Raw genomic sequence first — 22,122 nt, 5'->3', positions numbered from 1 at the left:
CCTAAAAAGATTTTGAGCAGGATTTAGTCCTGCTTTTTTTTTGCACAGTAATTTGCTTTTAATTGTTCGCAACGCAAAACTAATTTACTGAATAAAAAAGTTGAAAAAATTTCTTTCTCATTTCTAGTCAATTACCGACTTAATCAGTCTTGATGCCACTTCCTATAGTTGTTTTCTAGATTGGATTTTTATTTTTGCTCTTGTCGATACACTCGGCCGGAACCAAACAGACTAATATTTTTGCAACTTTCTATTTTTTCAATTCAGGAACCTGTTTTAAATAACAAACCTATTGATCGTGGTACTTTTATGGCTGCGGCACAGTTTGTAACTGCACTCAATTTTGCCGGTGAATTTGAGCTTTTAAGTTTATCTGCTATGAATAATCAACAAGGTAATGCTAAAAAAGGCGGACTGGTATTTGTACGCAACGGCACATTAAAAATGCATCCCGAAATTTACGATCACTTAGCGTTAATATCAATTTCTTCCATTTGTGCAGGTAGCGTGTATTTTCATGGTCGCGATAAAATTGCCGCCGAAATTGCAAACCTCCCTTATAGCGATGGCCTTTTAAACCTCGAAGGGGCAGAAGAAGATTATATGGCTTTTAAACGATTGTGTAGTCCTGTTTCGCGGTTCTTTTTGTTGCAGGCTAAAAAAGTGCAATGGTCTGCAATACTCTCTGCCTTTAGGTTTTTAATGGTAGATGGCATTTGGGATGTGGTTAATTTTGTTGCCCATGCCATTAATCAGGCTGATGCGGATGTTTTGGCCTGTGCGCAGCTTTTAGAAAATATGCAAAAGCAAGATTGGTATCCTCATTTTTGTATGTCACTTAAAGATTATTACGCTTCAAGGTATCCCTTAAGTAAAATCAGATTGGAAGCTGAGCTGCCAGAAATGGCTTGAGTTATTTCAGGTAATTTTCCAATAAAGCACTAATATCCTCCCCAATTGCCCTATTGCCCATGTTATTGAGCTTTTGTTGAGAAGAATTATGCTTTTCGATATACGTAGCCTCCGTTTTATTAAATTTTAAATACCCTTGCTCAAAATAACGTTCTTCAATTTCGTTTGAAGAATCCATCGATCTAAACCATAATTTAATTAAAGAGCCTGTAATTTTATCAAAATAAAGCCAATGAAAAGTTGCTTCAGCATCTGCATTAGCGGGCAGATCCAAACGCTTAATTTCTAATATAACGGTATCTGTATTTTGGAAAAAGTATAAAATCTTATATTTAGAGGACATGCCGCAAAAATAGGACTTAATTTTTGATCAGAAAAGAGATTTTTACTGTTTAAATTTAATATTTCTGATCTTTGATTTATATCAACAATTGCATCGCTTAATTATTATTTCAAGGCTCAATATGATGAAGCTAATAGGTTATGATTTGATGCTATTAGGTTCTTAGTTAATGCTATTAGCTTGTTATTTGATGCTAATAGGTTATAAGTTGATGCTAATAGGTTATGATTTGATGCTATTAGCTTGTTATTTGAACCTAATAGGTTATAAGTTGATGCTATTAGCCTGTTATTTTAAGCTAATAGGTTATTATTAGATGCTATTAGCTTGTTATTTGAACCTTATAGGTTATAATTAGATGCTAATAGGTTTTGCTTTGAAGCTTTTAGCTTTTTATTTGATGCCAATAGAACTAAAGATGATTTTTGCTACGGAAACACATAAAGCACGGAAAACTACATCGTCCTCGTTTGTAACGAGGATGTACGAGTAAAGCGATTTAATCGCTCTTAAAGGAATCATTTTCGCATTGCAAATGCGTACCTCAAAAATCCTCGTTACAAACGAGGACTATTTAAGCATTTTAAACATCGTTTATGGGGCTTCAACTACGCTCAGACTTACAACAATAGTAGCGCGGTCGTCATTACTAGAAGGCTTTTTCAGCCGACGAAGCAATCTTTGTGGCAAGAACCATTAGCATGAAAAATTGCTTCGTAGTCCTCCTCGCAATAACGATTTCAGATGTGGTCAGGATTTAAATTTTATTAATATTTCTCACACTACATCGTCCTCGTTTATAACGAGGATGTACGAGTAAAGCGATTTAATCGCTCTTAAAGGAATTATTTTCGCATTGCAAATGCGTACCTCAAAAATCCTCGTTACAAACGAGGACTATTTAAGCATTTTAAACATCGTTTATGGGGCTTCAACTACGCTCAGACTTATAACAATAGTAGCGCGGTCGTCATTGCGAGAAGGCTTTTTCAGCCGACGAAGCAATCTTTGTGGCAAGAACCATTAGCAAGAAAAATTGCTTCGTAGTTCCTCTTCGCAATAACGATTTCAGATGTTGGTCAGGATTTAAATTTTATTAATATTTCTCACACTACATCGTCCTCGTTTGTAACGAGGATGTACGAATAAAGTGATTTAATCGCTCTTAAAGGAATTATTTTCGCATTGCAAATGCGTACCTCAAAAATCTTCGTTACAAACGAGGACTATTTAAGCATTTTAAACATCGTTTATGGGGCTTCAACTACGCTCAGACTTACAACAATAGTAGCGCGGTCGTCATTGCGAGAAGGCTTTTTCAGCCGACGAAGCAATCTTTACAGCAAAAATCATTAGCATGAAAAATTGCTTCGTAGTTCCTCCTCGCAATAACGATTTCAGATGTGGTCATGATTTAAATTCCATTAATGTTTCTCACCCTTAACCACCTTAAATAAATGTAAAACCTGTGGGAACAGGGCATCCATACTTTCTTCAACACCGCTTTTAGAACCTGGAAAGGTAAGTACCAACGTTTTTCCCATAAAACCTGCCACACCGCGCGAAAGCATGGCATAAGGCATACGTTCCTGACCATAACTGCGGGCAGTTTCCATAATCCCTTCAATATTCCGGTCTAGTAAAGGTGCAATGGCTTCGGGTGTAACATCGCGTGGCGAAAGTCCGGTTCCTCCAGTAAAAATCACAAGTTGGTAACCGCTATTGCTTAATTCAAGCGCTTTATCCCTAATGATATTTACCTCATCAGGTACAATTTCGTATTTTTCTACATCAATTTCCCATTGCCTTAAACGCGAAATAATTGCTTTACCAGAACTATCCTGTGCTTTGTTTTCAAAAACAGAATCTGAACATACCACCACAGCAGCTTTTATTTCGGGGAACCGGGCATTTTTAAGGTCTGATTTTCCGCCTGATTTTTTTAAAAGTCTGATATTTTCAATTTCTACGCCTTTATCAATCGGTTTTAGCATATCATACATGGTTAAAGCCGTTACCGATGCGCCGTGCATGGCTTCAACTTCTACACCAGTTTTGTATATGGTATGTACTTCTACAGTGATGATAATTGTTAAACCAGTAATTTCGTAGGTAATAGCAGTATATTCTATAGGAGAGCGGGTGGCAATCCGGAATTACATCGCTGGTTTTTTTTACTCCGAATAAACCGGCTGCACGGGCAAATTCAAATACATCACCTTTTGGTATTTTACGTTGTTCAATGGCATCAATAGTTTCCTGTTTCGATACTTTAACAGTAGCGGTTGCAACGGCAATCCTTAAAGTGTTGGATTTTTTTGTAATGTTTACCATGTTACGTATTTTCTTTCCATTGGTGTGTTTCGTCTTCGAATATTTCTTTTCCCCAAATTGGTAATTCTGCTTTTAAGCGGTCTACCACTTCGCTGCAAGCGGCTATTGCAGGTTTGCGGTGTGCCGATGAAGTAAAAACAAAAAGGCATATTTCGCCAGTCTTAACAGTACCCAGGCTATGGTAAATGTGCATGCAGTTAAGCGGATATTTCTCAAAAATATCTGCTCTGATCTGGTGCATTTTTTCAAGGGCAAGGTCTTCATAAGCGGTGTAATCAATCGCAGCTACAAATTTGCCTTCAATTTCATCTTTCCTCACCTGACCCATAAAAATACTATGACCCCCAATAGCGGTTTTGTTGCTGTGTTTGGCTATGCTATCGGCTATAAAATCAGGTTCGATCCGACCGTTTACAAATATATTTTTTATCTTTTTTTCGCTCATGTTACGATCTGAGAAAATGATCTCTCCATTTTACAATACCACCTTTTAAACTGTAAATCTTTTTTGCGTCGCCATATTTTTCTTGCATGGCCTCTGCTGCGGCTACGCTTCTAATGCCGTGCTGACAAATTAAAACCACATGTTTCTGATAAAATTCTTTAGTCATAAAAGCCCCAAATTCTGACATGGGTACCTGCGTAAAAATCTGTTTATCCAACACTGGTACTTCATGCCGTTCACGTACATCGATTAAAATAACCGATTCCAGCTGTTGGAGTTTAACCAGTTCATTGGCATCAATTTCTATATAACCCTGTGGCTTTTCGTTCGTATCCTGATAATTCATATTTAAAAATTCATCAACAGTTTTGGGTAGGGTATACCCTTCTCCGCGACTGATGCTGATGGTATATTGTTCTTGTGTAAGTAAATTATAACTTAATATTTTGTTGGTGAGGGGCTGCCCAATTCTTGCTATTAATTTGATGGTTTCTGCTGCGGCCATGGTGCCTAAAATGCCTGGTAACACGCCAATAACACCATTTTCAGCGCAATTTGGTATTTCTCCCTTATCGGGTGGAATGGGGAAAAGATCGCGGTAATTGGTGCTGGGCATTAAATGATCAGGGGTGTTAAATATGGCGAGCTGACCTTCAAACCCTGATACAGCAGCAAAAATCAATGGTTTGTTTAGCAAGGCACAGGCATCGTTTATGAGGTATCTCGATTCAAAATTATCTGTACCATCGAGTATGTAATCGTATCTGGATATGATATCGAGGATATTATTTTTTTGCAAACGGATGGGATGGCGGATAATCCCGATTTGGGTATTCATCTCCTGAAGGCGTTTTGCCGCAACTTCTACTTTCAGCTTACCAATATCAGCCGTTGTAAACAGAATCTGTCTGTGCAGGTTGGATAAAGCAATCGCATCATCATCAACAATGCCAATGTGGCCAATGCCGGCAACGGCCAGGTATTGCAGGGCAGGGCAGCCTAAACCACCGGCGCCAATAACGAGTACCTTCGCCCTTAAAAGTAGCTGCTGTGCCTCTTCTCCAAACCCTTTAAGGATAATTTGCCGGTTGTATCGCTCTGCACTCATATTTTTATCCCCCCGAAAAAGGTGGCATTATTGCTATTGTAGCGTTATTGGTGATTGTAGTATTTTCCTGAACAATATTTTTGTTAAGGGCAAGTTTATATTTCATGCTTTTTAAAGTAGGAAACTGATTTTCAAGATACTGTTTAAAAGCATCGGTATCGGCTATGCCATCAACATCAATGTTTTGATTGCTGATAAACTCGGCTATTTTGCCAAAACTGATCATTTCGATTTTCATGCTGCTAATTTACCGTTAAGATGCTGGTTTTGCCCCATCCTGTTTTAAAACTTCTTTTTTGCGAATCATTCATCCCAATCCTCACAGATAACACAAAGTTTGCCATCGTGTTTTAATAAGGGAAAAGCATTACCGTTAGTATATCACCTTTTTCGTAATGTTCTACTTTTTCCTCCAGGCAGATGAGGCAATTGGCTTGCGCAAAAGAACTCAACCTGTACGATTCCTGTGCATTTAAAGGCGTAACCTTTCCCTTATCATAACGGCCTTTAAGAAAATGTGCAAGGCCTGCCGGTTTACTGTATGAATGTGTAATTTCGGCCTCGATTTCCATCAAATTATTTACTTTATTTGAGAGTGATTTGATAGAAGGAAGCACGTAATTATAGTAACAACTGAGTACAGATGAAGGATTACCAGGAAGACCAAAGATTAGTTTTTCTGCTATTGTGCCAAAAAACAATGGTTTGCCGGGTTTTTGCTTTACTTTATGAAAAATTTGTTCGATGCCACACTGTGCTGCCGCTTCAATTACAAAATCATAATCGCCCACACTTACCCCTCCCGTTAGCAATACAACATCATTACCTGCTATTGCCTTTTGAAGTACATTTTTAAGGATTTGAAGGTTATCATCAGCTTCGTAAACAGTAATCTGTTCAATACCTTCGTGTTTTAAAGCAGCCGATAAAGAATAAGAATTAGATTCGTACACTTGCCCAAATCCAAGCATTTTTCCGGGCTGTTGCAGCTCTTTCCCCGTTACAATAATGGCAACCCTGGGCATTGGGTAAACGCTTAGGTTATTTAAGCCTATGCCAGCCAAAAAACCAATTGCGGCAGCACTCAGCATACTCCCTTTTTCCATAGCCAATGCCCCGGCTTTTATTTCAGAACCTTTATCCCGTACATTTAAACCCAGTTTTAAATTTGAATCCTGTATGGTTATTTTCCCATCTGCGCGGATAATTTTCTCCTGCATCACCACAGTATCAGCACCCTTGGGTAATGGGGCCCCTGTAAAAATTCGGCTGGTTTCGCCATTTTGAATGGTGATATCTGTCTCCGTTCCTGCGGCCATTTCGCCGATAAGAACAAGTTCTTTTTCGCGGTCTGCAAATTTAATTGCATAACCATCCATAGAAGATTGACTAAATGCCGGAATATCGTATTGTGCGTAAACATCAGCAGCAAGGATATGCCCTGATGCCTTTGCCAAATCGATTGAAACAGGATTAAGTGCTTTTGTATGTTTAGAAATGAGGTTTTTTGCTTCTTTTACGCTGATCATGAAAATTTTATCCTCCAATGGTAATCATACTCCTGTTTTGAATGGTAGTGGCATCAATTTTTTCGAAATCGCTCACCAATTGCCCGCCTAAGGCTTTCTTTTTGCTCCAAATAGTAGATTGGATTAAGGGTAACACTTCTTCATTGTTGCGCAATGCGGTAAGTAAATCTGTTTCGCTATCAGAAAACAAGCAGTTTTTTAGTTTGCCATCTGCAGTTAAACGCATGCGGTTACAGGTATCGCAAAAAGGATTGGTCATGGTGCTGATAATGGCAAATGAACCTTCGTGACCGGGGATCATGAAACTTTTAGCGGTATCGTGCGGTTCCCCCTTAACAGGCAAAACCGTGAAATTTTTTTCTACCACTGCCAGTATTTCATCAAGAGAAAACATTTTGTTGCTCGTCCATTTGTTGCCGCTAAATGGCATAAACTCAATAAACCTGATCTGAATGGGGTTATGTTTGGTCCAACTGATAAAATCATTTATCTCGTTATCGTTAAGGCCTTTCATTACCACCATATTTACTTTTACTTTAATTTTGTGTTGTAAAAGCAGTTCGATGTTGCTGCGTACCTGATGAAAAACATCTCTTCGGGTAATCATAAAAAATTTTTCAGGTTGCAGCGTATCTAGGCTTATATTTATGGTTTTAATACCTGCCTCTTTTAGCACAGGGAGCATTTCTGCAATGCGTGTTCCATTTGTGGTAATTACAAGTTCTACAGGAAGTTTACCCAATGCAGCAATAATTTCGGCAGCATCTTTCCTAACCAGTGGTTCGCCTCCGGTAAGCCTTATTTTTTTTACGCCATTGGCTACAAAGATTTCAGCTAGTTTGATAATTTCATCAGTTTGCATAAGTCTTGAAGCAGGGGTAAAGTCGTATTCCTCTTCCGGCATACAATAAAAGCAGCGAAAATTGCAGTTATCAGTGAGCGATATCCGCAGGTAATCGTGTATTCTTCCAAAAGAATCTGCTATCATTGTTGGCTAATTAAATGGTTATAATCGGTTTCTGTGTCAATATCAATTTCTCCTTCTTCAAAAACTACAGTTTCCACGTCTTGAGGATATTGCTTTAATAAGTTTTTTGCACCTTCATCACCTGTAAGGGATAGAAGTGAATCAAAGTAATGTTCTTTAAATAGAACGGGTGTTCCTATCGTTTCGGCATATTTACTGGCAATTATATTTTTGCCTGTTTCTTTCTGCTTCTCAATTAAGTTATTAAAGTTACTCATTTTTATAAAAGCCTGGTCGGCAACTGCAATAATGGTACTTTCAATTTCGCTATCATTGTTTATTAATGTCGAAAGTCCGGCAACAATGCTTGTCGCCATTCCTTTTTCCCAACTGTCGTTAACCACAAAAGTAACCTCATCAGTTTGATGGTGTTTGGCAATTTCTTCAGCATTTGCACCTAAAACAACAATAACAGGTTTAAAGTTTGTTTTAAGGGCTTCATCTATTACGGTTTGCAATAGTGTTTTGCCTTTATAATCTAAAAGTTGTTTTGGCCTCCCCATGCGAGAAGAATTACCTGCTGCCAATATAATGATGCCCGTTCTTAACATTTAATTATTTTTTAATTCGTAAACATGAATGGGATTTTTCTTCTCTTTTAAGAAAGATGCCGAGGCACCGGTAAATACCGATTTAATTTCTGCTAAAATAGAAATTGCAATTTCTTCTGCAGTTTCAGCACCAATATCCAGTCCGATGGGACCATGAACACGTGTTTCATTTTCTGGTGTGGCCAAATTCAACTCTTCCAACATTCTGATCAGTTTTTTCTTCGGGCCTAAAGTACCAATATATGGTGCGTTGGTATCCAATAAATATTTTAGCAGCTCAAGATCATAATTGTAATTATGTGTCATCAATACCAAAGCAGTTTGTTCATCTATTTCTACCTGAGCAAGCACATTTTCGGGTTTGCTTACCATAATCCGTGAAGCATTTACAAAACGTTGAGTAGTAGCATGTGTAGGTCTTCCATCCACAACTGTAACTTCCCAGCCTAAAAGGTAAGCCATTTCGGCCAGGGGCTGTGCATCGTTGCCTGCACCAGCTATAATTAAGGAAATTGGTGGGTGTATAAACTCCAAAAAGGCATCAATTTGTTTATCGCTAATTTTATATATATTAAAAGCAGTTGTTTTATTCGCGAAAACCTTTTCTGTATCACTAATGAGTTCATCTTTAATCGATGTAGGTATTTTTGATTGTATTGTATGCTGCTTAAATAATAAACTAGTGCCCAATTGAAGTTTATCGGTTAGTGAGAAAAGTGTTGCCAATACGGCACTTTCTCTGGTGCTTTGCAAAGCGATTAATATGGTTATCGGGTTTAGTTCATCTTGATCGATAATAGGCTCGAAAAGGATATGCACAATACCGTTGCAGCCCAACTGAACACCAAATTTGGCATCGTCTTCATCAGTAGTATCATAAGTAATCAGTTTATTTTCTTGCTGTACAATTGCCGAAAGAGCTTTTCTTAATGCATCACCTTCCAGGCAACCCCCGCTAATGGCACCTGTTAACTGTCCATCTTCGGTAATGAGCATCCTGGCGCCGGGCCTGCGGTAAGATGAACCTTCTACCTTAACTACCGTTGCCAACGCCATTCTTTTCTTCTCCTTGCCCGCCTTGTAGTAGGCTTTTATAATATCGGTAATTTCTTTCATTAGGGATAGATCAATAGATGATGCAATTTAATGATAATCTGTTAGAAATGGCAATAATGCCGAAACGGATTAAGTAACTATAAGCGATCTATATTTTTTTTGATGCGACAATACATGGCATACTCTTGCATTTAATAATTTTGTTAGCGTATTTCACTATAGGTATTTAATCAGGAGTGATAACTACTAGAGGTGCATTAAATAAGATTATCAGCCACTTGAAGAAATTGTAGTTAATAGTAACGCTATCTATAATGTCAGGCCTTATCTAATTACCGGCCCGCATAGCTGCGAACTTAGTATCCTAAAATAAGGTATTATCAAATCCTGACAGGATTAAAATCATTAATAAGCGTTATGGCAGGCTCGGAATAGTTTTTATAGATGAACTTTTTTTTAAAATACTTAAAAAGGCTCCGAATGAAAAATTTCGAGATTGATACAGCGCAAACCTATGCTATTAAAAAGTTCGGTAATTTCTTTCGTCCAATCTCTTGGCGAATCTACCCTCAATATTTTATCAGCATCCCACAGATCGATATTCCATTTTATTTCTTTAAAGCGACTGTTTAACAGTGGGCTAATTTCATTTAACTCGCTATCCGTAGATACATTTGTTTTGAAAACGGCAATCATAATGAAAAGTTTTAGGTTTGTTATGAGCAGTAGACGTACAACTTTGAAAATTACTTTAAATAAAAGTGTTTTTTTTTAACTATTTTAAATATTGCTTTTGAAGAACCAAAGCCCTGGTTTATGCGTAAGTGTAACATATCCATAAATTAAAAACGAAATGTTGAATACAACCATCGCTGCCTTGCTTGGAGGCCCTGAAATGATCCTTGTTGGAGTTGCTGTTTTATTATTGTTCGGCGGCAAAAAAATCCCTGAACTAATGAAAGGATTAGGTAAAGGCATAAAAGAATTTAAAGCCGGGCAAGAAGAAGAAAAACCAGAAGTACCAAAACAAGCTTAATAAAGCCGTTCGTAATTCAGATTTTACTGGTATTCAGCATAAGTTTAACCCATTTGTAAGGATTTTCCTTACCATACGACTAACGTAATATGAAAAAGTTAAAATTATTGATGATACCATTTATGGCACTTGCGTTAAACGCATGTAGCCAGGGCAAGCCTACGGGTACAAAAATGGAAAATAAAACCAGCTTGTATCCAGAAGCTAAACCTGCAGCCGATTGGAAAAAACTCCTTTCGGCCAATGCCTACGAAATTATGGTGAACAGCGGAACAGAAACGCCATACAAAAACCCTTATTGGAATAACCATAAAAAAGGAGTTTATGTGAGCGCGGCTACAGGTAAACCCTTATTTTCTTCAGAAACAAAATTTGAATCGGGAACAGGATGGCCTAGTTTTTTTAAACCGATTGATCCGAAAGCAATTAAAATTGTAACCGATAAATCGGATGGTATGGTACGGGATGAAGTGGTTGAAGCCAGCACCGGTTTGCATTTAGGGCATGTATTTGATGATGGACCAGCGCCAACGGGTAAAAGATACTGCATGAATTCTTATGCTTTAAAGTTTATCCCTTCCAAATAAGCTGCCATGATGAGGAAATACAATACGTGGTTACTTGGACTTGTTTTTCTGAGTGCCTGTGCCAATGGCCAAAACCGTAAAAGTGAAAATGCTTTTGCAAAATTACCAATCGCTAAACCAGATGAAAAAGTTGCCACCTTTGCAGGAGGCTGTTTTTGGGCACTTGCCGAAGGACTTAGCGAGCTTAAAGGAGTTAATGAAGTAGTATCAGGTTATGCAGGCGGCACGGTTAAGAACCCTAGTTATGAAGAAGTTTGTAGCGACAATACCGGGCATGCAGAAGCTGTACAGGTATATTACAACCCAAAACTGGTTAGCTATGCTGAACTGGCAGAGTCATTTTTTTATGCACATGATCCTACTACGCTGAACAGGCAAGGGCCTGATGAAGGTGAAGATTACCGCTCCATTGCATTTTACCGCACACCAGAAGAAGAAAAAGAATTAAAAACAGCAATTGCAAAGGTGAATGCAAGTCATCACTATGCCGATCCGATTGTGACGACCGTAACACCGATAAAAATTTTTTATCCGGCAGAAAATTACCATCAGGACTATTTTAAGTTACATCCGGGTAATTCTTATATTCAAGGTGTATCGGCACCAAAAGTGATGAAGCTCAGAAAAAACAGAAAGGCCTATCTAAAACCTGAATATCAAAAGTAAAATTTTATAATCCTGAATAGTAATCGTAACCTTGTTCTGCCCAGTAATCCCTTGGTCTGCTATTGCTAAAACTCATCGTTCCGATTCTTTTCAGGTTTTTAATGCCATACTTAACAGGAACAATCAACCTTAGCGGTGCGCCATGATCGATACTAATCGGTTTTCCATTCATTTCATAAGCCAATATTGTTTGCGGGTGCATGATGCTTTCTCGCTCAAGGCCTACATAATAAGCTCCGTTTGGTGTTTCCAATCCCATATATTGTTTTTTGGCTTCCTCTTCAAGCTTAAAATGTGCTAAAAAATCACTGAGTTTTACACCGGCCCAGTGTTGTATCTCATCCCAGCCCTCCACGCATTTAAAATCGTAAACAATTTCTGTTTTGGGCAATGCTTTTATTGCCTCCAGGCTGATATACTGGTTAGTTTTGTTTTTAAATTTTACCGTGAGTTTCCAATCATCTGCATCAAAATTTTCATCATCTTCAATACCAATTAAGCTGTTTACCCTTGGCGTTTTAGCGGCATCAGCTACAGGATACGTTTTAACGAGGTGTTTGTTGCTGAAAAAATTGCGGAAAAAGAGTTCTGTTTTATTCAATGCCCTACGCAAAGGAGCACGCGTGCCACCAGTAATGCCAGGTGTTTCTTCGGGAGCAGCTAATAGCCATTTCCAGCTGGCAACAGCACCAAGACTCATTGCGCCGAATGCTCCAAATGAAATAAAGGTACGTCTTTTGATCTTCTGCTCAACCGTTAATGGAGCCTTAACTTTCTTGTTAGCGTTTGCTTTCATCTTTATTCTCGGTTTTTTCAGTTATTACTGGTTCGTGTTTAAGTTGAGGCTTTTCTTCTATTACTTCAAATCCCGCTATAACAGCCCTAAAGTTATTCCATCCGGCAAGTGCTACCTGAACAATGTGGATGATAAAGAAAAATACATAGCCAATTGTTAAGGCGAAATGCAGAATCCTGGCGAAATGATAACCACCACATAACCAGCAAAGCCAATAAAACTGTATCGGTTTATATATGGCTAAACCTGTGGCTACTGAACCCATACCCATTAATATAATTGAAGTATAGGCTATGCGCTGTGCGGCATTGTATTTTTTTTGCGGCGGAACAGTTTTACGGATATGAAGATCGTGAAGGAGGACCTGCCAGGCTTCTTTAAACGTGTTTTTGTTGGGTAATAACGCTTTCCAGGCACCCGAAAAAATAGTGTAAAGGATGTAAAGTAAACCATTTATGAAAAAGAACCACATAAAGAGAAAATGGAAAGCCATTCCTTCGGCCAACCGACTCGAAATGTGAAAATAATCGTAAAACCACTACAGGGAAAAATTTAATTAAACTGTAGCCAAAAATTGAAATGCCATAGGCATCATTGGCCCAATAAATAAAAAGTCCGCTCCAGATCATCACTGCCAGAACAGGAAAATTAACCCAATGCGTCCACCGCATTAAAAGCGAGTGTTTTTCTTTAATTACTTTCATGGTGGCAGTTTTTTAGTTGATAAACGCAATAGCCTCTCATTTGGATTTATTGGTTAATGTGTTACTATCCAGATATTTTAATCTGGTTGCAGCGGTAATCTTGCCTGTTTTATTCTCCTGCAAAAAGGCTATGAGTTCTGTAGGTTGTTGTCCGCTCAATTTATTGATTTGTACAGAGCCTACGCTTTTTCCTTCCAATGCAAAGGTTTCAAACTGAGAAACTATTTGTACATGGCTTAGTGTTAGTCCTTTATTTTCGCCTTTTAAAATCCGATTGCTTGCTTTTGCCAACACCAAAGCTACAGCGAGCGAGTAACCGTCGGTTGGTTGATCTGTATTATAATTCAATGTAAATTTATCTTTGTCACTTTCACTTAGTGCCACCGCCAAATTGCCTGTTGATGGATTTGCCAGGGCGGTTTTAATACTATTGCGAAACGTATTTTCTTCTGAGCCAATAAATTCTTTACTTCCGTTTACCACAACCTGGGGTGTGTACACAGTTTTAAGCTTTAACCAGTTTGCATACTGGTTTTGCCGTGCAGAGAATTTTGAGCTGCTAAAACTATCTTTCCAGCCTAGCCTGTCCCAATAATCTACATGAAAAGCCAATAAATACACTGGCTTGTTTTGGCTTTCTTTTTCAATCTGTGCTAATAGTGCATCGGCCGGAGGGCAGCTTGAGCAGCCTTCTGAAGTAAAGAGTTCTACAACTGCAAAACCTCCTTTTTCAGGTGAATTTAGATTGGTTTTTTGATCGGCAACAAAAGCAACACTGAGGAAGCCTAGTACCAAAAGAGGCAATGCTATTTTTCTGATCATGGTTATTAATTTGAGTCTTAGTCGTATTTAATACCAAAGCCTTACAAAAAAATAAAAAATAATATGTAAGGATGTTTCCTATCGCGCGACTAACCTATTAAGCACTATATTTATATAAGATACGTAAAAAATGCAAAACGAAACAGATAAAGTCCCTTTACCCAAAAGCAGACATTCAGATCCGCTTATTTGGGTAGAAAAATATGCCGATTATCTTTATGGATTTGCCATGGCAAGGTTAAGGGATGAAGAGGTAGCCAAAGATTTGGTGCAGGATACCTTTTTGGCTGCTTTGCAGCGTTTAGATCGTTTTGAAGGAAATAGCGAGGAGAAAACATGGTTAACAGCGATCCTTAAAAACAAAATTGCTGATTTTTACCGTAAGCAATCCACGGGCAGACTGAGTGATTTAAAAATAACGGATGCCGAAGGGGAGCAGCAAGAGTTTTTTGATCCTGAAACAGGGCACTGGACTGAAAGAAACTATCCCAGGGCATTTGGTTTGGAGGTGGATGATCCGTTGATGATGAAAGAGCTGGGCAGCATTTTAAATGAATGTTTAGCCAAACTTCCGGGCTTATGGTTTTCTGTATTTTCGATGAAACACATGGATGATCTGGCTTCTGAGCTGATTTGTACCGAACTAAAACTCACGGCTGCAAACTTTTGGGTAATTATGCACCGTACAAAACTTAACCTGAGGGCTTGCCTTCAAAAAAACTGGAACTGATATGACGAGCGCGCTAAAAAATATTATTTATAACTGTAAACAGGCTACTTTTTTGATTGAGAAAAGAATTTCAGGCAAAATTACAGCTGCTGAAACACTACAATTGCATTTACACCTGGCCGGTTGTTCGGTTTGCAAAGTTTATCAAAAACAAAGTATATTGATTAACAGGGTGTTTGCAGGCTTTGAAAACGCTGATTTTAAACTGGACGAAGCCTTTAAAAAGACTTTAACAGAGCAGATCGAAAAAGAAATGAATAAAAATTAATTTTTCTTGTAAGGTAATGGCTATCGCATCGACTAAGGGATAAACAAAACACAAAAACATGAAAAATCAAATCTTAAAATCAGCAGCAAAATTGTTTATGGCCACTCTAGTTGTAACCAGTCTTTCATTACCAGGTTTCGCTTCGGTTAACAGTCCGTTACAAGAAAAAATGTCTAAAATGAAACAAGGTAAAATGGACGGCAAGAAAATGGACGGCAAGAAAATGGACAAGATGGACAAAATGAAATCCGATTCAATGAAAAAAGCCAAAATGGAAAAATCAAAAATGGCTAAAGGGAAAATGTCGAAAAGTAAAATGTAAAGAAAACCGGGCAGGGGGCTTAATCCCCTGCCTTTTATTAAATAAATATAAAAATGAAAAGAATTGTACTATTTGTTGGCTTAATTGCTGCATTATCCTTTCAGGTAAAGGCTCAAAAGGGTTTAAAAGAAGGCGATAAAGCCCCGATGTTTACGGGTGTTGATCAAAATGGCAAAACGGTAAGTTTAAAAAGTGCATTAAAGGCACATCAATCTGTGGTTTTGTTCTTCTATCGCGGGCAATGGTGTCCATATTGCAATAAGCACATTAAAGAGCTACAGGATTCGTTGAGTTTATTGAGCAATAAAGATGCTTATGTTATTGGAGTTACACCAGAAACCAAAGAAAACATCGATAAAACAATTAAAAATACAAGTGCTGGCTTTTCTATCCTCCAGGATAAAAACGATGAAATTATGAAAGCCTACAATGTTAATTTTATGATGGATGAGGCTACCTTTACTAAGTACAAGGGTTACGGGATAGATTTAGATGCCAATAATGGCAACAACCGCCATACTTTACCGGTGCCAGCAACCTATATCATAGACCGCTCCGGAAAAATTAAATATGTTCATTTCGATCCGAATTATCAAAAACGGGCTTCTGTAAAACTGTTGCTTTCGAAGCTTTAGGTTGATTTGGTTTCAGACTCTATAGACTTTCGACTTCGCTACCATGGATAGGTTTCAATAAAGCGGTCGCCATTGTTGTTACGAAGCAATCTTAAAGTACACGCTAGTAGCGATCGTTTTAAGATTGCTTTCTAGGCTGAAAAAGCCTTCTCGCAATAACAATACCGATAGGATATCCATTTCCTTAAAATCATGTCACTCATATTGATTTTTTATACCATAAATTACCCCTCAGGATGACAATTACGATGTTTACCCTGAGGGCTGAGGTAAGAAGGCGAAGCGTAAAGGCGTAAAACGGGAGGCCATTAAGCAATTGTATAAAACTTCCGCTCCAAAATAAATCCTTCTCTTGCTTTAGCAACTTTTTATGCGTTTCTTCTAAATCGCTGAAATTTACCTGCGTTCGCCAATTTGCTGCCGCCACATGGAATAATACAATCCTTTTTTCTCCAACAACTCGTTGTGGCTACCTGTTTCTGATACTTTTCCTTTTTCGAGTACGTAAATCTTATCCGCGTGCATAATAGTTGATAGTCGGTGCGCAATAAGAATGGTCATTTGCTCTCTTCTATCTGAAATTTCTCGGATGGTTGCTGATATTTCTTCTTCAGTGAGCGAATCGAGAGCCGAGGTAGCTTCATCGAAAATGAGTAAACGTGGTTTTCTTAATAAAGCCCTTGCAATAGAAATCCGCTGTTTTTCTCCACCTGAAAGTTTCATTCCATTTTCGCCTAGCACGGTATCAATACCCTGGGCGGCTTTGGCAATAAGCGCGGTTGCAGATGCTTTTCTTAATGCTTCGATAATATCTTCTTCACTGGCAGTCGGATTTACAAATCGCATATTATCCCTGATTGATCCGGCGTAAAGCTGTGTATCCTGGGTAACAAAACCAATCTGACGGCGCAAAGGGTTATAACGGATGCGTTTAGAACTGGTTTCATTGAAAAGTATTTCGCCTTCAACAGGGAGGTAAAGCCCTACTAAAAGTTTTACCAAAGTTGATTTACCCGAACCTGAAGGACCAACAAAAGCGGCTGTTTCACCGTTTTGAATTTCAAAAGAAATATCATCAATGGCATTGTAACCAGCAGTTTTGTGTCTGAAAACAACATTTTTAAATTCCAGTCTTTTTAATGCATCAATTTCTACTGCATTTTCGGGGCGTGTTTCTATTGGCTTTTGCATTAAACTATCAAAGGTTTTAAGCGAAGCATCGGCCTCTCTGTATAGAATAATCATATTGCCAAGATCTTGTAGCGGAGTAAAAATTGCGGTGGAAATAAACTGCATCGCAATTAATTCTCCTGTGCTCAGTATTTTTCGAAAAATAAGCCAGAGCAGAATGAAAAGCACTGATTGTTTTAATAAGTTGAGCAAATTACCCTGGAGAAAGGATAACATGCTTACTTTTTTGGCTTTTAGCATTTCAAGATCGAAAATTTTTAAGGTTTGTACATTTAACCGCCTGATTTCGGCAAAGGTTAAGCCCAAACTTTTTACCAGTTCGATATTGCGCAAACTTTCGGTAATTACACCTGCCTGTTTATCTGCCTGTCGGTTTATAGAACGTTGAATGGCTTTTATTTTTTTAGAAAGCAACCCGGTTAAAGAGCCCAATACCAATACCCCTACAAAAAATACGGGCACTAAAAGCCAGTTTTTGTTTAAACTATACCACAGTAAAAAACCGATACCAACCAATGAAGAAAAAAGGATATTAATAAAAGCATTGATGAAACGCTCGGCATCGGTTTTTACCTTTTGTAAAACTGAAAGCGTGGTTCCGCTGCGGCTTTCTTCAAATTCCTGAAAGGAGAGGCGCAGGGTTTGTTTCAAGCCATCGTTAAAAATATTCATGCCAAAACGGGCAACAGCTTTACGGGTGGTAAATTCCTGCACGGAGCGGCAAAGCCTGGCCACAAGCGCAATAGCGAGCGCAATAAGCAACCAGTAAAAAACTTCACTAATTAATTTACGCTCGCCCAAATGGTGTTTGTTGGTAGAATAATCGTCGATAATTTTTCCAAAGATAATGGGATCCAGCAGGCTTAAAAGTTGTGCTGCAGCAGCAAGTAAGAGCGAAAAGATAATAAGTTTTTGGTGAGGCTTTAAGTATTTTAAAAGTATTTTCATTTTTTGGAGGAATGCAACAGGTGGTTGGGCAATTATTAAACGTTAAGGACTTGTAATAGTTTGAAGAAGATTTCACCAGGTTAATGCATCGATGCATGCAGGATACAGCAGGATGGTTAGGCGGCAGTCTTTCTATATATTACCGCTAATTAAACCAGCTGATGGACAACAATTGCAGCAAAATTTAACCAAATATATTTCAGAACTATGAAAAGCATCCACTTTGTTGTATTTACACATCCTATGCGCTTAAAATTATCGCTTTTGTAATAACAGGCCTGCTAATTTATGGCTTTAACAACCTGGAATAATAATAATTTATTAATAACGGCATGTGCGTAATCAAAAAACATTTTAATCTATCAATACTATTTGTTGCATTCTTTAGCATTCAAACTGCTTTTGCACAAATCAACAGGGAAGCACTGGTAACACGGCATACCGTTTTAATTAAAAAAATAGATTCCCTTTCTTCCTTATCCGTAGGAAATGGGCGATTTGCTTTTACTGTTGATGCGACAGGACTACAAACTTTTCCGGAGCGTTATACCAAGGGCGTTCCATTGGGTACGGAGTCGCAATGGGGCTGGGGATCTTACAAAAATGAAGGAAACTTCAACATTAGTGAGGCTTATAAATATTACGATCAATATGGACGTAAAATACCATATACAGTACAATTAAACACGCCGCTTAGGGCTAAGGAAGCCTCTAATTATTTCCGTCAGAATGTGCATCGCCTTCAGTTGGGCAATATTGGTTTCGACCTGGTTAAAAAGAACGGTCAACCGGCTAAAGCAAGCGACATTAAAAATATCAATCAAAGTTTAAATCCCTGGACAGGCGAAATTAAAAGCAGCTTTACCCTGGAGGGAGTGCCTGTTGAAGTAATTACAGTTGGGCATCAGGATTTTGATCTCATCAGCGCATCTGTTTCATCACCCTTAATTGGCGCAGGGCGATTAAAAATAGAATCCGTTACCCCGCATCTACCGGAGAATGGGCTGATGTTGGTAACCATTGGGCAAATGATGATAAACATGTTTCGCAAGTGCTGGCACAAAGTACTGATGGAGCAATTATTAAAAGGGATATTGATTCTGCAATATATTACACATCTTTTTCTTGGAAGGGTAAAGCACAACTGGCCCAAAAACAAGCGCATTATTTTACCATTACACCCAATAAAACTGATCGGGTATTTACTTTTAGCTGCCTTTTCTCTCAACAGAAAAATAGAACAGCAGTTGTTTCTTTTGTACAAGCCCGGCAGAACAGCAGGACTAAATGGAAAGCTTTTTGGTTGAGTGGTGCCGCAGTTGATTTTAGCGGAAGTATTGATAAACGTGCATTTGAACTTGAGAGAAGGATTATCTTATCTGAATACCTTACCAAAATACAATGTTCGGGTGATTTTCCTCCCAGGAAACGGGTTTAACCTATAACAGTTGGTTTGGTAAACCTCACCTCGAAATGCACTGGTGGCATGGAGTACACTTTGCGCTTTGGGGAAGGCCCGAGCTGTTGAAACGTAGTACTGATTGGTATTTTAAAGCGGCAGCAAATGCCAGGAAAATTGCACACAATCAAGGCTTTGATGGTTTACGCTGGCAAAAAATGACCGATCATAACGGTAATGAAAGTCCATCTTCCATTGGTGCAATGCTAATTTGGCAACAGCCGCACTTCATCACCTTTGCCGAACTTGAATACCGTGCAAAACATGATAAAAAAGTATTGGAGAAATATAAAACCCTGGTATTTGAAACAGCAGATTTTATGGCCTCTTTTGCGCATTATGACGTAGAAAAAGGCTGTTATATACTCGGACCAGGTTTAATTCCTGCACAAGAACGTTTTAAAGCCGAAACAACCTTTAATCCAACTTATGAACTGGCCTACTGGCAATGGGGGTTAGAAACTGCACAACAATGGCGCGAACGTTTAGGAATGCCAAGAAACTCAAAATGGGATGATGTAATGGCAAAACTTGCCAAGCTGCCAGTACAAAACGGAGTATACCTGGCAGCCGAAAGTGCGCCTGATTCTTATACCAATCCCGAATATAAAACAGATCATCCATCCGTATTGGGCACCTTTGGCATGCTACCAGAAACCGATCTACTTGATAAAGTAACCATGCGTAAAACCTTCGATTTGGTTTGGAAAAACTGGAGTTGGAATGATACCTGGGGTTGGGATTTCCCGATGACGGCCATGACGGCCACACGATTAGGCATGCCCGATAAAGCAATTGATGCCTTGATGATGCCTGTACAAACCAATACTTATCTTATAAACGGCCACAATTATCAGGATGATCGCCTGCGCATCTATTTACCAGGGAACGGTGGTTTACTTACTGCTATAGCTTTAATGTGTGCCGGCTGGGATGGAAATACTACAACCAATCCAGGATTCCCGAAAGATGGAACATGGAAAGTGAAATGGGAAGGCTTTAAGAAGATGATGTAAAGCGATAGTTGGTCTGGAAACTTACGTCATTCTCGTGCAGGCGGGAATCTTAATGCGGAAATTACCTGCCAAGGCATTACGATTCCCAATCAAGTTTGGACGATGGCGTTTAGTTCCCTCTTACGTCATTCTCGCGCAGGCGGAAATCTTAATGCGGAAATTACCTGCTGCGGCATTAAGATTCCCAATCGAGTTGGGAATGACGATGGAGTTTTCAGTCGACTCTTACGTCATTCTCGCGCAGGCGGGAATCTTAATGCGGAAATTACCTGCTACGGCATTACGATTCCCAATCGAGTTGTGAATGACGATGTCGTTTTGGTTAAAATAATCCTTCGTCAAATTATTCTTATTTTCTGGTAAAATCATCCATTAACTTCATGGTAATCAGTGCATCTTCGCCACTGCATGGGTTTTCTCCTTTGTTTAAAAAATAATCAACCACTTTTTCAATCATTGGCTGTTGTACATGTTGCAAAGGTTCAAAAGTGAACTCCTCTGTACGATCAGTAGTGACGATAACTTTATTACCAAACATTGGGAAACTAATACGCCCTTTTGAACCATAAATTTCACAACTATCAGCTTGATCTGCAGGCGCAACAGAGAAACACCAGGTACCACTAAAAACAATTCCATTTTCGAAAAGAATATTACCTGCAACGAGGTCATCAACCTCCGTATTTTGCTGCTGTTTAGTGGCAATGCCGACAGCATTTTTAACTGCGCCGAAATAATAAGTCATTAAATCTAACTGGTGCGGGGCCAGATCATGGAATAAACCTCCCCCCGAAATTGCCGGATTGATCCGCCAGTTATCTTCCGTTTTAGCAATAAGGGCAGGGTTAGGCGGCTGAAGCATTTTTAACCTGGCCAGGCGGACATCTCCAATGCTATTTTCATTTAGCAGAGCTTTAACTTTTAAAAACATTGGTTGTGCACGGCGATAATGGGCCACACAAAGTTTCACTTTCAGCTGGTTGGCTGCATCCGTCATACGCTGCGCCGAAGCAGCATCCAAAGTCATTGGTTTTTCTACATATACAGGTTTGCCAGCTTTTAAGGCTGCAATGGTGTAAGCTTCGTGCTGTAATTGAGGTGTGGCAATATAAACGGCATTTACTTCAGGGTCGTTTATTAAATCGGAAGCATCATCATACCATTTAGCAACTTTATGGCGACTGGCATAATCGGCGGCTTTAGCACCATCCCGTCGCATTACTGCTACCAGTTTAGAATTGGCCACTTTGTTAAATGCAGGGCCGCTTTTTACTTCCGTTACATCGCCACAGCCAATAATGCCCCATTTAATTTCTTCATTTTTTACCTGTTATAAAAGCTTTGAATTTAGAAAATATTGTTCGAAATATGATTCAGAAAGTTCTATAAAAAGAAAAGGAATTCAATTGCGATTGATCCCTAATCAACTAACCAAACAAATGAATTCCGGAAACCGACGCCGGAATATCTATAAACGATAGGATATAAATATTGTTTGGCAGGATAATCAGTATTTTGAAAAATATTTATTTACCAAAAATCTCAATCCATTTTAAAATCCTGCGCAAATGCCCATGTTACCATAGCATCAAGATTTACTGGCCTTAACTGTTCGCCTTCATTACTAAGGGTATAGG

Annotated in this window: 26 protein-coding genes; 10 read left to right on the top strand and 16 right to left on the bottom strand. The window is 38.7% G+C overall.

From position 1 onward, the window contains the following. Positions 1 to 240 precede the first annotated feature (240 nt). On the top strand, positions 241 to 912 hold the full coding sequence (locus AC0IWE_RS05145; protein ID WP_471792204.1) for a hypothetical protein: 672 nt from the start codon (positions 241 to 243) through the stop codon (positions 910 to 912). A 1-nt stretch (position 913) separates the two neighbouring features. Here AC0IWE_RS05145 and AC0IWE_RS05140 read toward each other — a convergent pair whose 3' ends face one another. The 11 genes from AC0IWE_RS05140 to AC0IWE_RS05090 form a co-directional block, all read right to left on the bottom strand. Next, complete coding sequence (locus tag AC0IWE_RS05140; RefSeq protein ID WP_055905710.1) at positions 914 to 1,255, bottom strand: hypothetical protein; 342 nt, start codon at positions 1,253 to 1,255, stop codon at positions 914 to 916. Positions 1,256 to 2,679: 1,424 nt separating this feature from the next. Next, positions 2,680 to 3,339, bottom strand: a complete 660-nt coding sequence (moaCB, locus tag AC0IWE_RS05135) for a bifunctional molybdenum cofactor biosynthesis protein MoaC/MoaB (protein WP_471792410.1) — start codon at positions 3,337 to 3,339, stop codon at positions 2,680 to 2,682. Beyond that, the gene (locus tag AC0IWE_RS05130; protein ID WP_471792203.1) at positions 3,293 to 3,589 is read right to left on the bottom strand and encodes a cyclic pyranopterin monophosphate synthase MoaC; all 297 of its coding nucleotides are present in this window, start codon (positions 3,587 to 3,589) and stop codon (positions 3,293 to 3,295) included. The genes moaCB and AC0IWE_RS05130 overlap by 47 nt, the downstream gene beginning before the upstream one ends. Before the next feature lies 1 nt (position 3,590). Beyond that, on the bottom strand, positions 3,591 to 4,034 hold the full coding sequence (locus AC0IWE_RS05125; RefSeq protein WP_471792202.1) for a molybdenum cofactor biosynthesis protein MoaE: 444 nt from the start codon (positions 4,032 to 4,034) through the stop codon (positions 3,591 to 3,593). A gap of 1 nt (position 4,035) precedes the next feature. Next, the gene (locus AC0IWE_RS05120) at positions 4,036 to 5,142 is read right to left on the bottom strand and encodes a ThiF family adenylyltransferase (protein ID WP_471792201.1); all 1,107 of its coding nucleotides are present in this window, start codon (positions 5,140 to 5,142) and stop codon (positions 4,036 to 4,038) included. Between the two features lie 4 nt (positions 5,143 to 5,146). Further along, the gene (locus AC0IWE_RS05115; protein ID WP_471792200.1) at positions 5,147 to 5,380 is read right to left on the bottom strand and encodes a MoaD/ThiS family protein; all 234 of its coding nucleotides are present in this window, start codon (positions 5,378 to 5,380) and stop codon (positions 5,147 to 5,149) included. A gap of 112 nt (positions 5,381 to 5,492) precedes the next feature. Continuing rightward, positions 5,493 to 6,671 carry a molybdopterin molybdotransferase MoeA gene (locus tag AC0IWE_RS05110; RefSeq protein WP_471792199.1) on the bottom strand — a complete coding sequence of 393 codons (1,179 nt, stop codon included), beginning with the start codon at positions 6,669 to 6,671 and terminating at the stop codon, positions 5,493 to 5,495. Positions 6,672 to 6,678: 7 nt separating this feature from the next. Further along, on the bottom strand, positions 6,679 to 7,659 hold the full coding sequence (gene moaA, locus AC0IWE_RS05105) for a GTP 3',8-cyclase MoaA (RefSeq protein ID WP_471792198.1): 981 nt from the start codon (positions 7,657 to 7,659) through the stop codon (positions 6,679 to 6,681). After that, positions 7,656 to 8,249: a nucleotidyltransferase family protein gene (locus AC0IWE_RS05100; protein WP_055905690.1), complete on the bottom strand. Its 594-nt coding sequence runs from the start codon at positions 8,247 to 8,249 to the stop codon at positions 7,656 to 7,658. The genes moaA and AC0IWE_RS05100 overlap by 4 nt, the downstream gene beginning before the upstream one ends. Then, a complete protein-coding gene (locus tag AC0IWE_RS05095; protein ID WP_471792197.1) occupies positions 8,250 to 9,365 on the bottom strand; it encodes an XdhC family protein in 1,116 nt (371 codons plus the stop codon). 405 nt (positions 9,366 to 9,770) lie between these two features. Then, a complete protein-coding gene (locus AC0IWE_RS05090; protein ID WP_055905684.1) occupies positions 9,771 to 10,001 on the bottom strand; it encodes a hypothetical protein in 231 nt (76 codons plus the stop codon). A gap of 157 nt (positions 10,002 to 10,158) precedes the next feature. Between AC0IWE_RS05090 and AC0IWE_RS05085 the strand changes: the two genes are divergently transcribed. The 3 genes from AC0IWE_RS05085 to msrA all read left to right on the top strand — a co-directional run bounded on the left by AC0IWE_RS05085 (position 10,159) and on the right by msrA (position 11,594). Then, positions 10,159 to 10,341: a Sec-independent protein translocase subunit TatA/TatB gene (locus tag AC0IWE_RS05085; protein ID WP_055905682.1), complete on the top strand. Its 183-nt coding sequence runs from the start codon at positions 10,159 to 10,161 to the stop codon at positions 10,339 to 10,341. An 89-nt stretch (positions 10,342 to 10,430) separates the two neighbouring features. Beyond that, entirely contained in the window at positions 10,431 to 10,928 is a 498-nt protein-coding gene (gene msrB / locus AC0IWE_RS05080; RefSeq protein ID WP_082458667.1) for a peptide-methionine (R)-S-oxide reductase MsrB, read from the top strand. A gap of 6 nt (positions 10,929 to 10,934) precedes the next feature. Next, complete coding sequence (msrA, locus tag AC0IWE_RS05075) at positions 10,935 to 11,594, top strand: peptide-methionine (S)-S-oxide reductase MsrA (RefSeq protein WP_471792196.1); 660 nt, start codon at positions 10,935 to 10,937, stop codon at positions 11,592 to 11,594. A gap of 4 nt (positions 11,595 to 11,598) precedes the next feature. Here the strand turns inward: msrA and AC0IWE_RS05070 are convergent, their stop codons facing one another. The 3 genes from AC0IWE_RS05070 to AC0IWE_RS05060 form a co-directional block, all read right to left on the bottom strand. After that, positions 11,599 to 12,390 carry a molybdopterin-dependent oxidoreductase gene (locus AC0IWE_RS05070; protein WP_471792195.1) on the bottom strand — a complete coding sequence of 264 codons (792 nt, stop codon included), beginning with the start codon at positions 12,388 to 12,390 and terminating at the stop codon, positions 11,599 to 11,601. Continuing rightward, positions 12,374 to 12,862, bottom strand: a complete 489-nt coding sequence (locus AC0IWE_RS05065; RefSeq protein WP_471792194.1) for a cytochrome b/b6 domain-containing protein — start codon at positions 12,860 to 12,862, stop codon at positions 12,374 to 12,376. The genes AC0IWE_RS05070 and AC0IWE_RS05065 overlap by 17 nt, the downstream gene beginning before the upstream one ends. Positions 12,863 to 13,130: 268 nt before the next feature. Further along, positions 13,131 to 13,916 (bottom strand): DUF1223 domain-containing protein, encoded by a 786-nt coding sequence (locus AC0IWE_RS05060; protein ID WP_471792193.1) that lies wholly within the window; start codon positions 13,914 to 13,916, stop codon positions 13,131 to 13,133. Between the two features lie 130 nt (positions 13,917 to 14,046). Here AC0IWE_RS05060 and AC0IWE_RS05055 point away from each other — a divergent pair, with 130 nt between their 5' ends. The 4 genes from AC0IWE_RS05055 to AC0IWE_RS05040 are packed head-to-tail and all read left to right on the top strand — an operon-like array spanning position 14,047 to position 15,871. Continuing rightward, the gene (locus AC0IWE_RS05055; protein ID WP_471792192.1) at positions 14,047 to 14,646 is read left to right on the top strand and encodes a sigma-70 family RNA polymerase sigma factor; all 600 of its coding nucleotides are present in this window, start codon (positions 14,047 to 14,049) and stop codon (positions 14,644 to 14,646) included. 1 nt (position 14,647) lies between these two features. Further along, positions 14,648 to 14,914, top strand: coding sequence for a zf-HC2 domain-containing protein (locus AC0IWE_RS05050; protein ID WP_471792191.1), 267 nt, complete (start codon positions 14,648 to 14,650; stop codon positions 14,912 to 14,914). Between the two features lie 58 nt (positions 14,915 to 14,972). Then, positions 14,973 to 15,236: a hypothetical protein gene (locus AC0IWE_RS05045; protein ID WP_471792190.1), complete on the top strand. Its 264-nt coding sequence runs from the start codon at positions 14,973 to 14,975 to the stop codon at positions 15,234 to 15,236. A gap of 53 nt (positions 15,237 to 15,289) precedes the next feature. Continuing rightward, positions 15,290 to 15,871, top strand: coding sequence for a peroxiredoxin-like family protein (locus AC0IWE_RS05040; protein WP_471792189.1), 582 nt, complete (start codon positions 15,290 to 15,292; stop codon positions 15,869 to 15,871). Between the two features lie 396 nt (positions 15,872 to 16,267). Here AC0IWE_RS05040 and AC0IWE_RS05035 read toward each other — a convergent pair whose 3' ends face one another. Further along, on the bottom strand, positions 16,268 to 18,010 hold the full coding sequence (locus AC0IWE_RS05035; protein ID WP_471792188.1) for an ABC transporter ATP-binding protein: 1,743 nt from the start codon (positions 18,008 to 18,010) through the stop codon (positions 16,268 to 16,270). 332 nt (positions 18,011 to 18,342) lie between these two features. Between AC0IWE_RS05035 and AC0IWE_RS05030 the strand changes: the two genes are divergently transcribed. Both AC0IWE_RS05030 and AC0IWE_RS05025 read left to right on the top strand, forming a co-directional pair. Then, a complete protein-coding gene (locus tag AC0IWE_RS05030; protein WP_471792187.1) occupies positions 18,343 to 19,317 on the top strand; it encodes a hypothetical protein in 975 nt (324 codons plus the stop codon). A gap of 166 nt (positions 19,318 to 19,483) precedes the next feature. After that, positions 19,484 to 20,485 (top strand): hypothetical protein, encoded by a 1,002-nt coding sequence (locus AC0IWE_RS05025; protein ID WP_471792186.1) that lies wholly within the window; start codon positions 19,484 to 19,486, stop codon positions 20,483 to 20,485. 349 nt (positions 20,486 to 20,834) lie between these two features. On the opposite strand, the gene AC0IWE_RS05020 is transcribed toward AC0IWE_RS05025, so the two are convergent. Then, the gene (locus tag AC0IWE_RS05020; RefSeq protein ID WP_471792409.1) at positions 20,835 to 21,785 is read right to left on the bottom strand and encodes a Gfo/Idh/MocA family protein; all 951 of its coding nucleotides are present in this window, start codon (positions 21,783 to 21,785) and stop codon (positions 20,835 to 20,837) included. Positions 21,786 to 22,122: the final 337 nt, after the last annotated feature.

The sequence above is a fragment of the Pedobacter sp. AC402 genome (assembly GCF_979252805.1).
The sequence above is the reverse complement of the archived record's forward strand: the minus strand, read 5'-3'. Positions and strand labels throughout refer to the sequence as shown.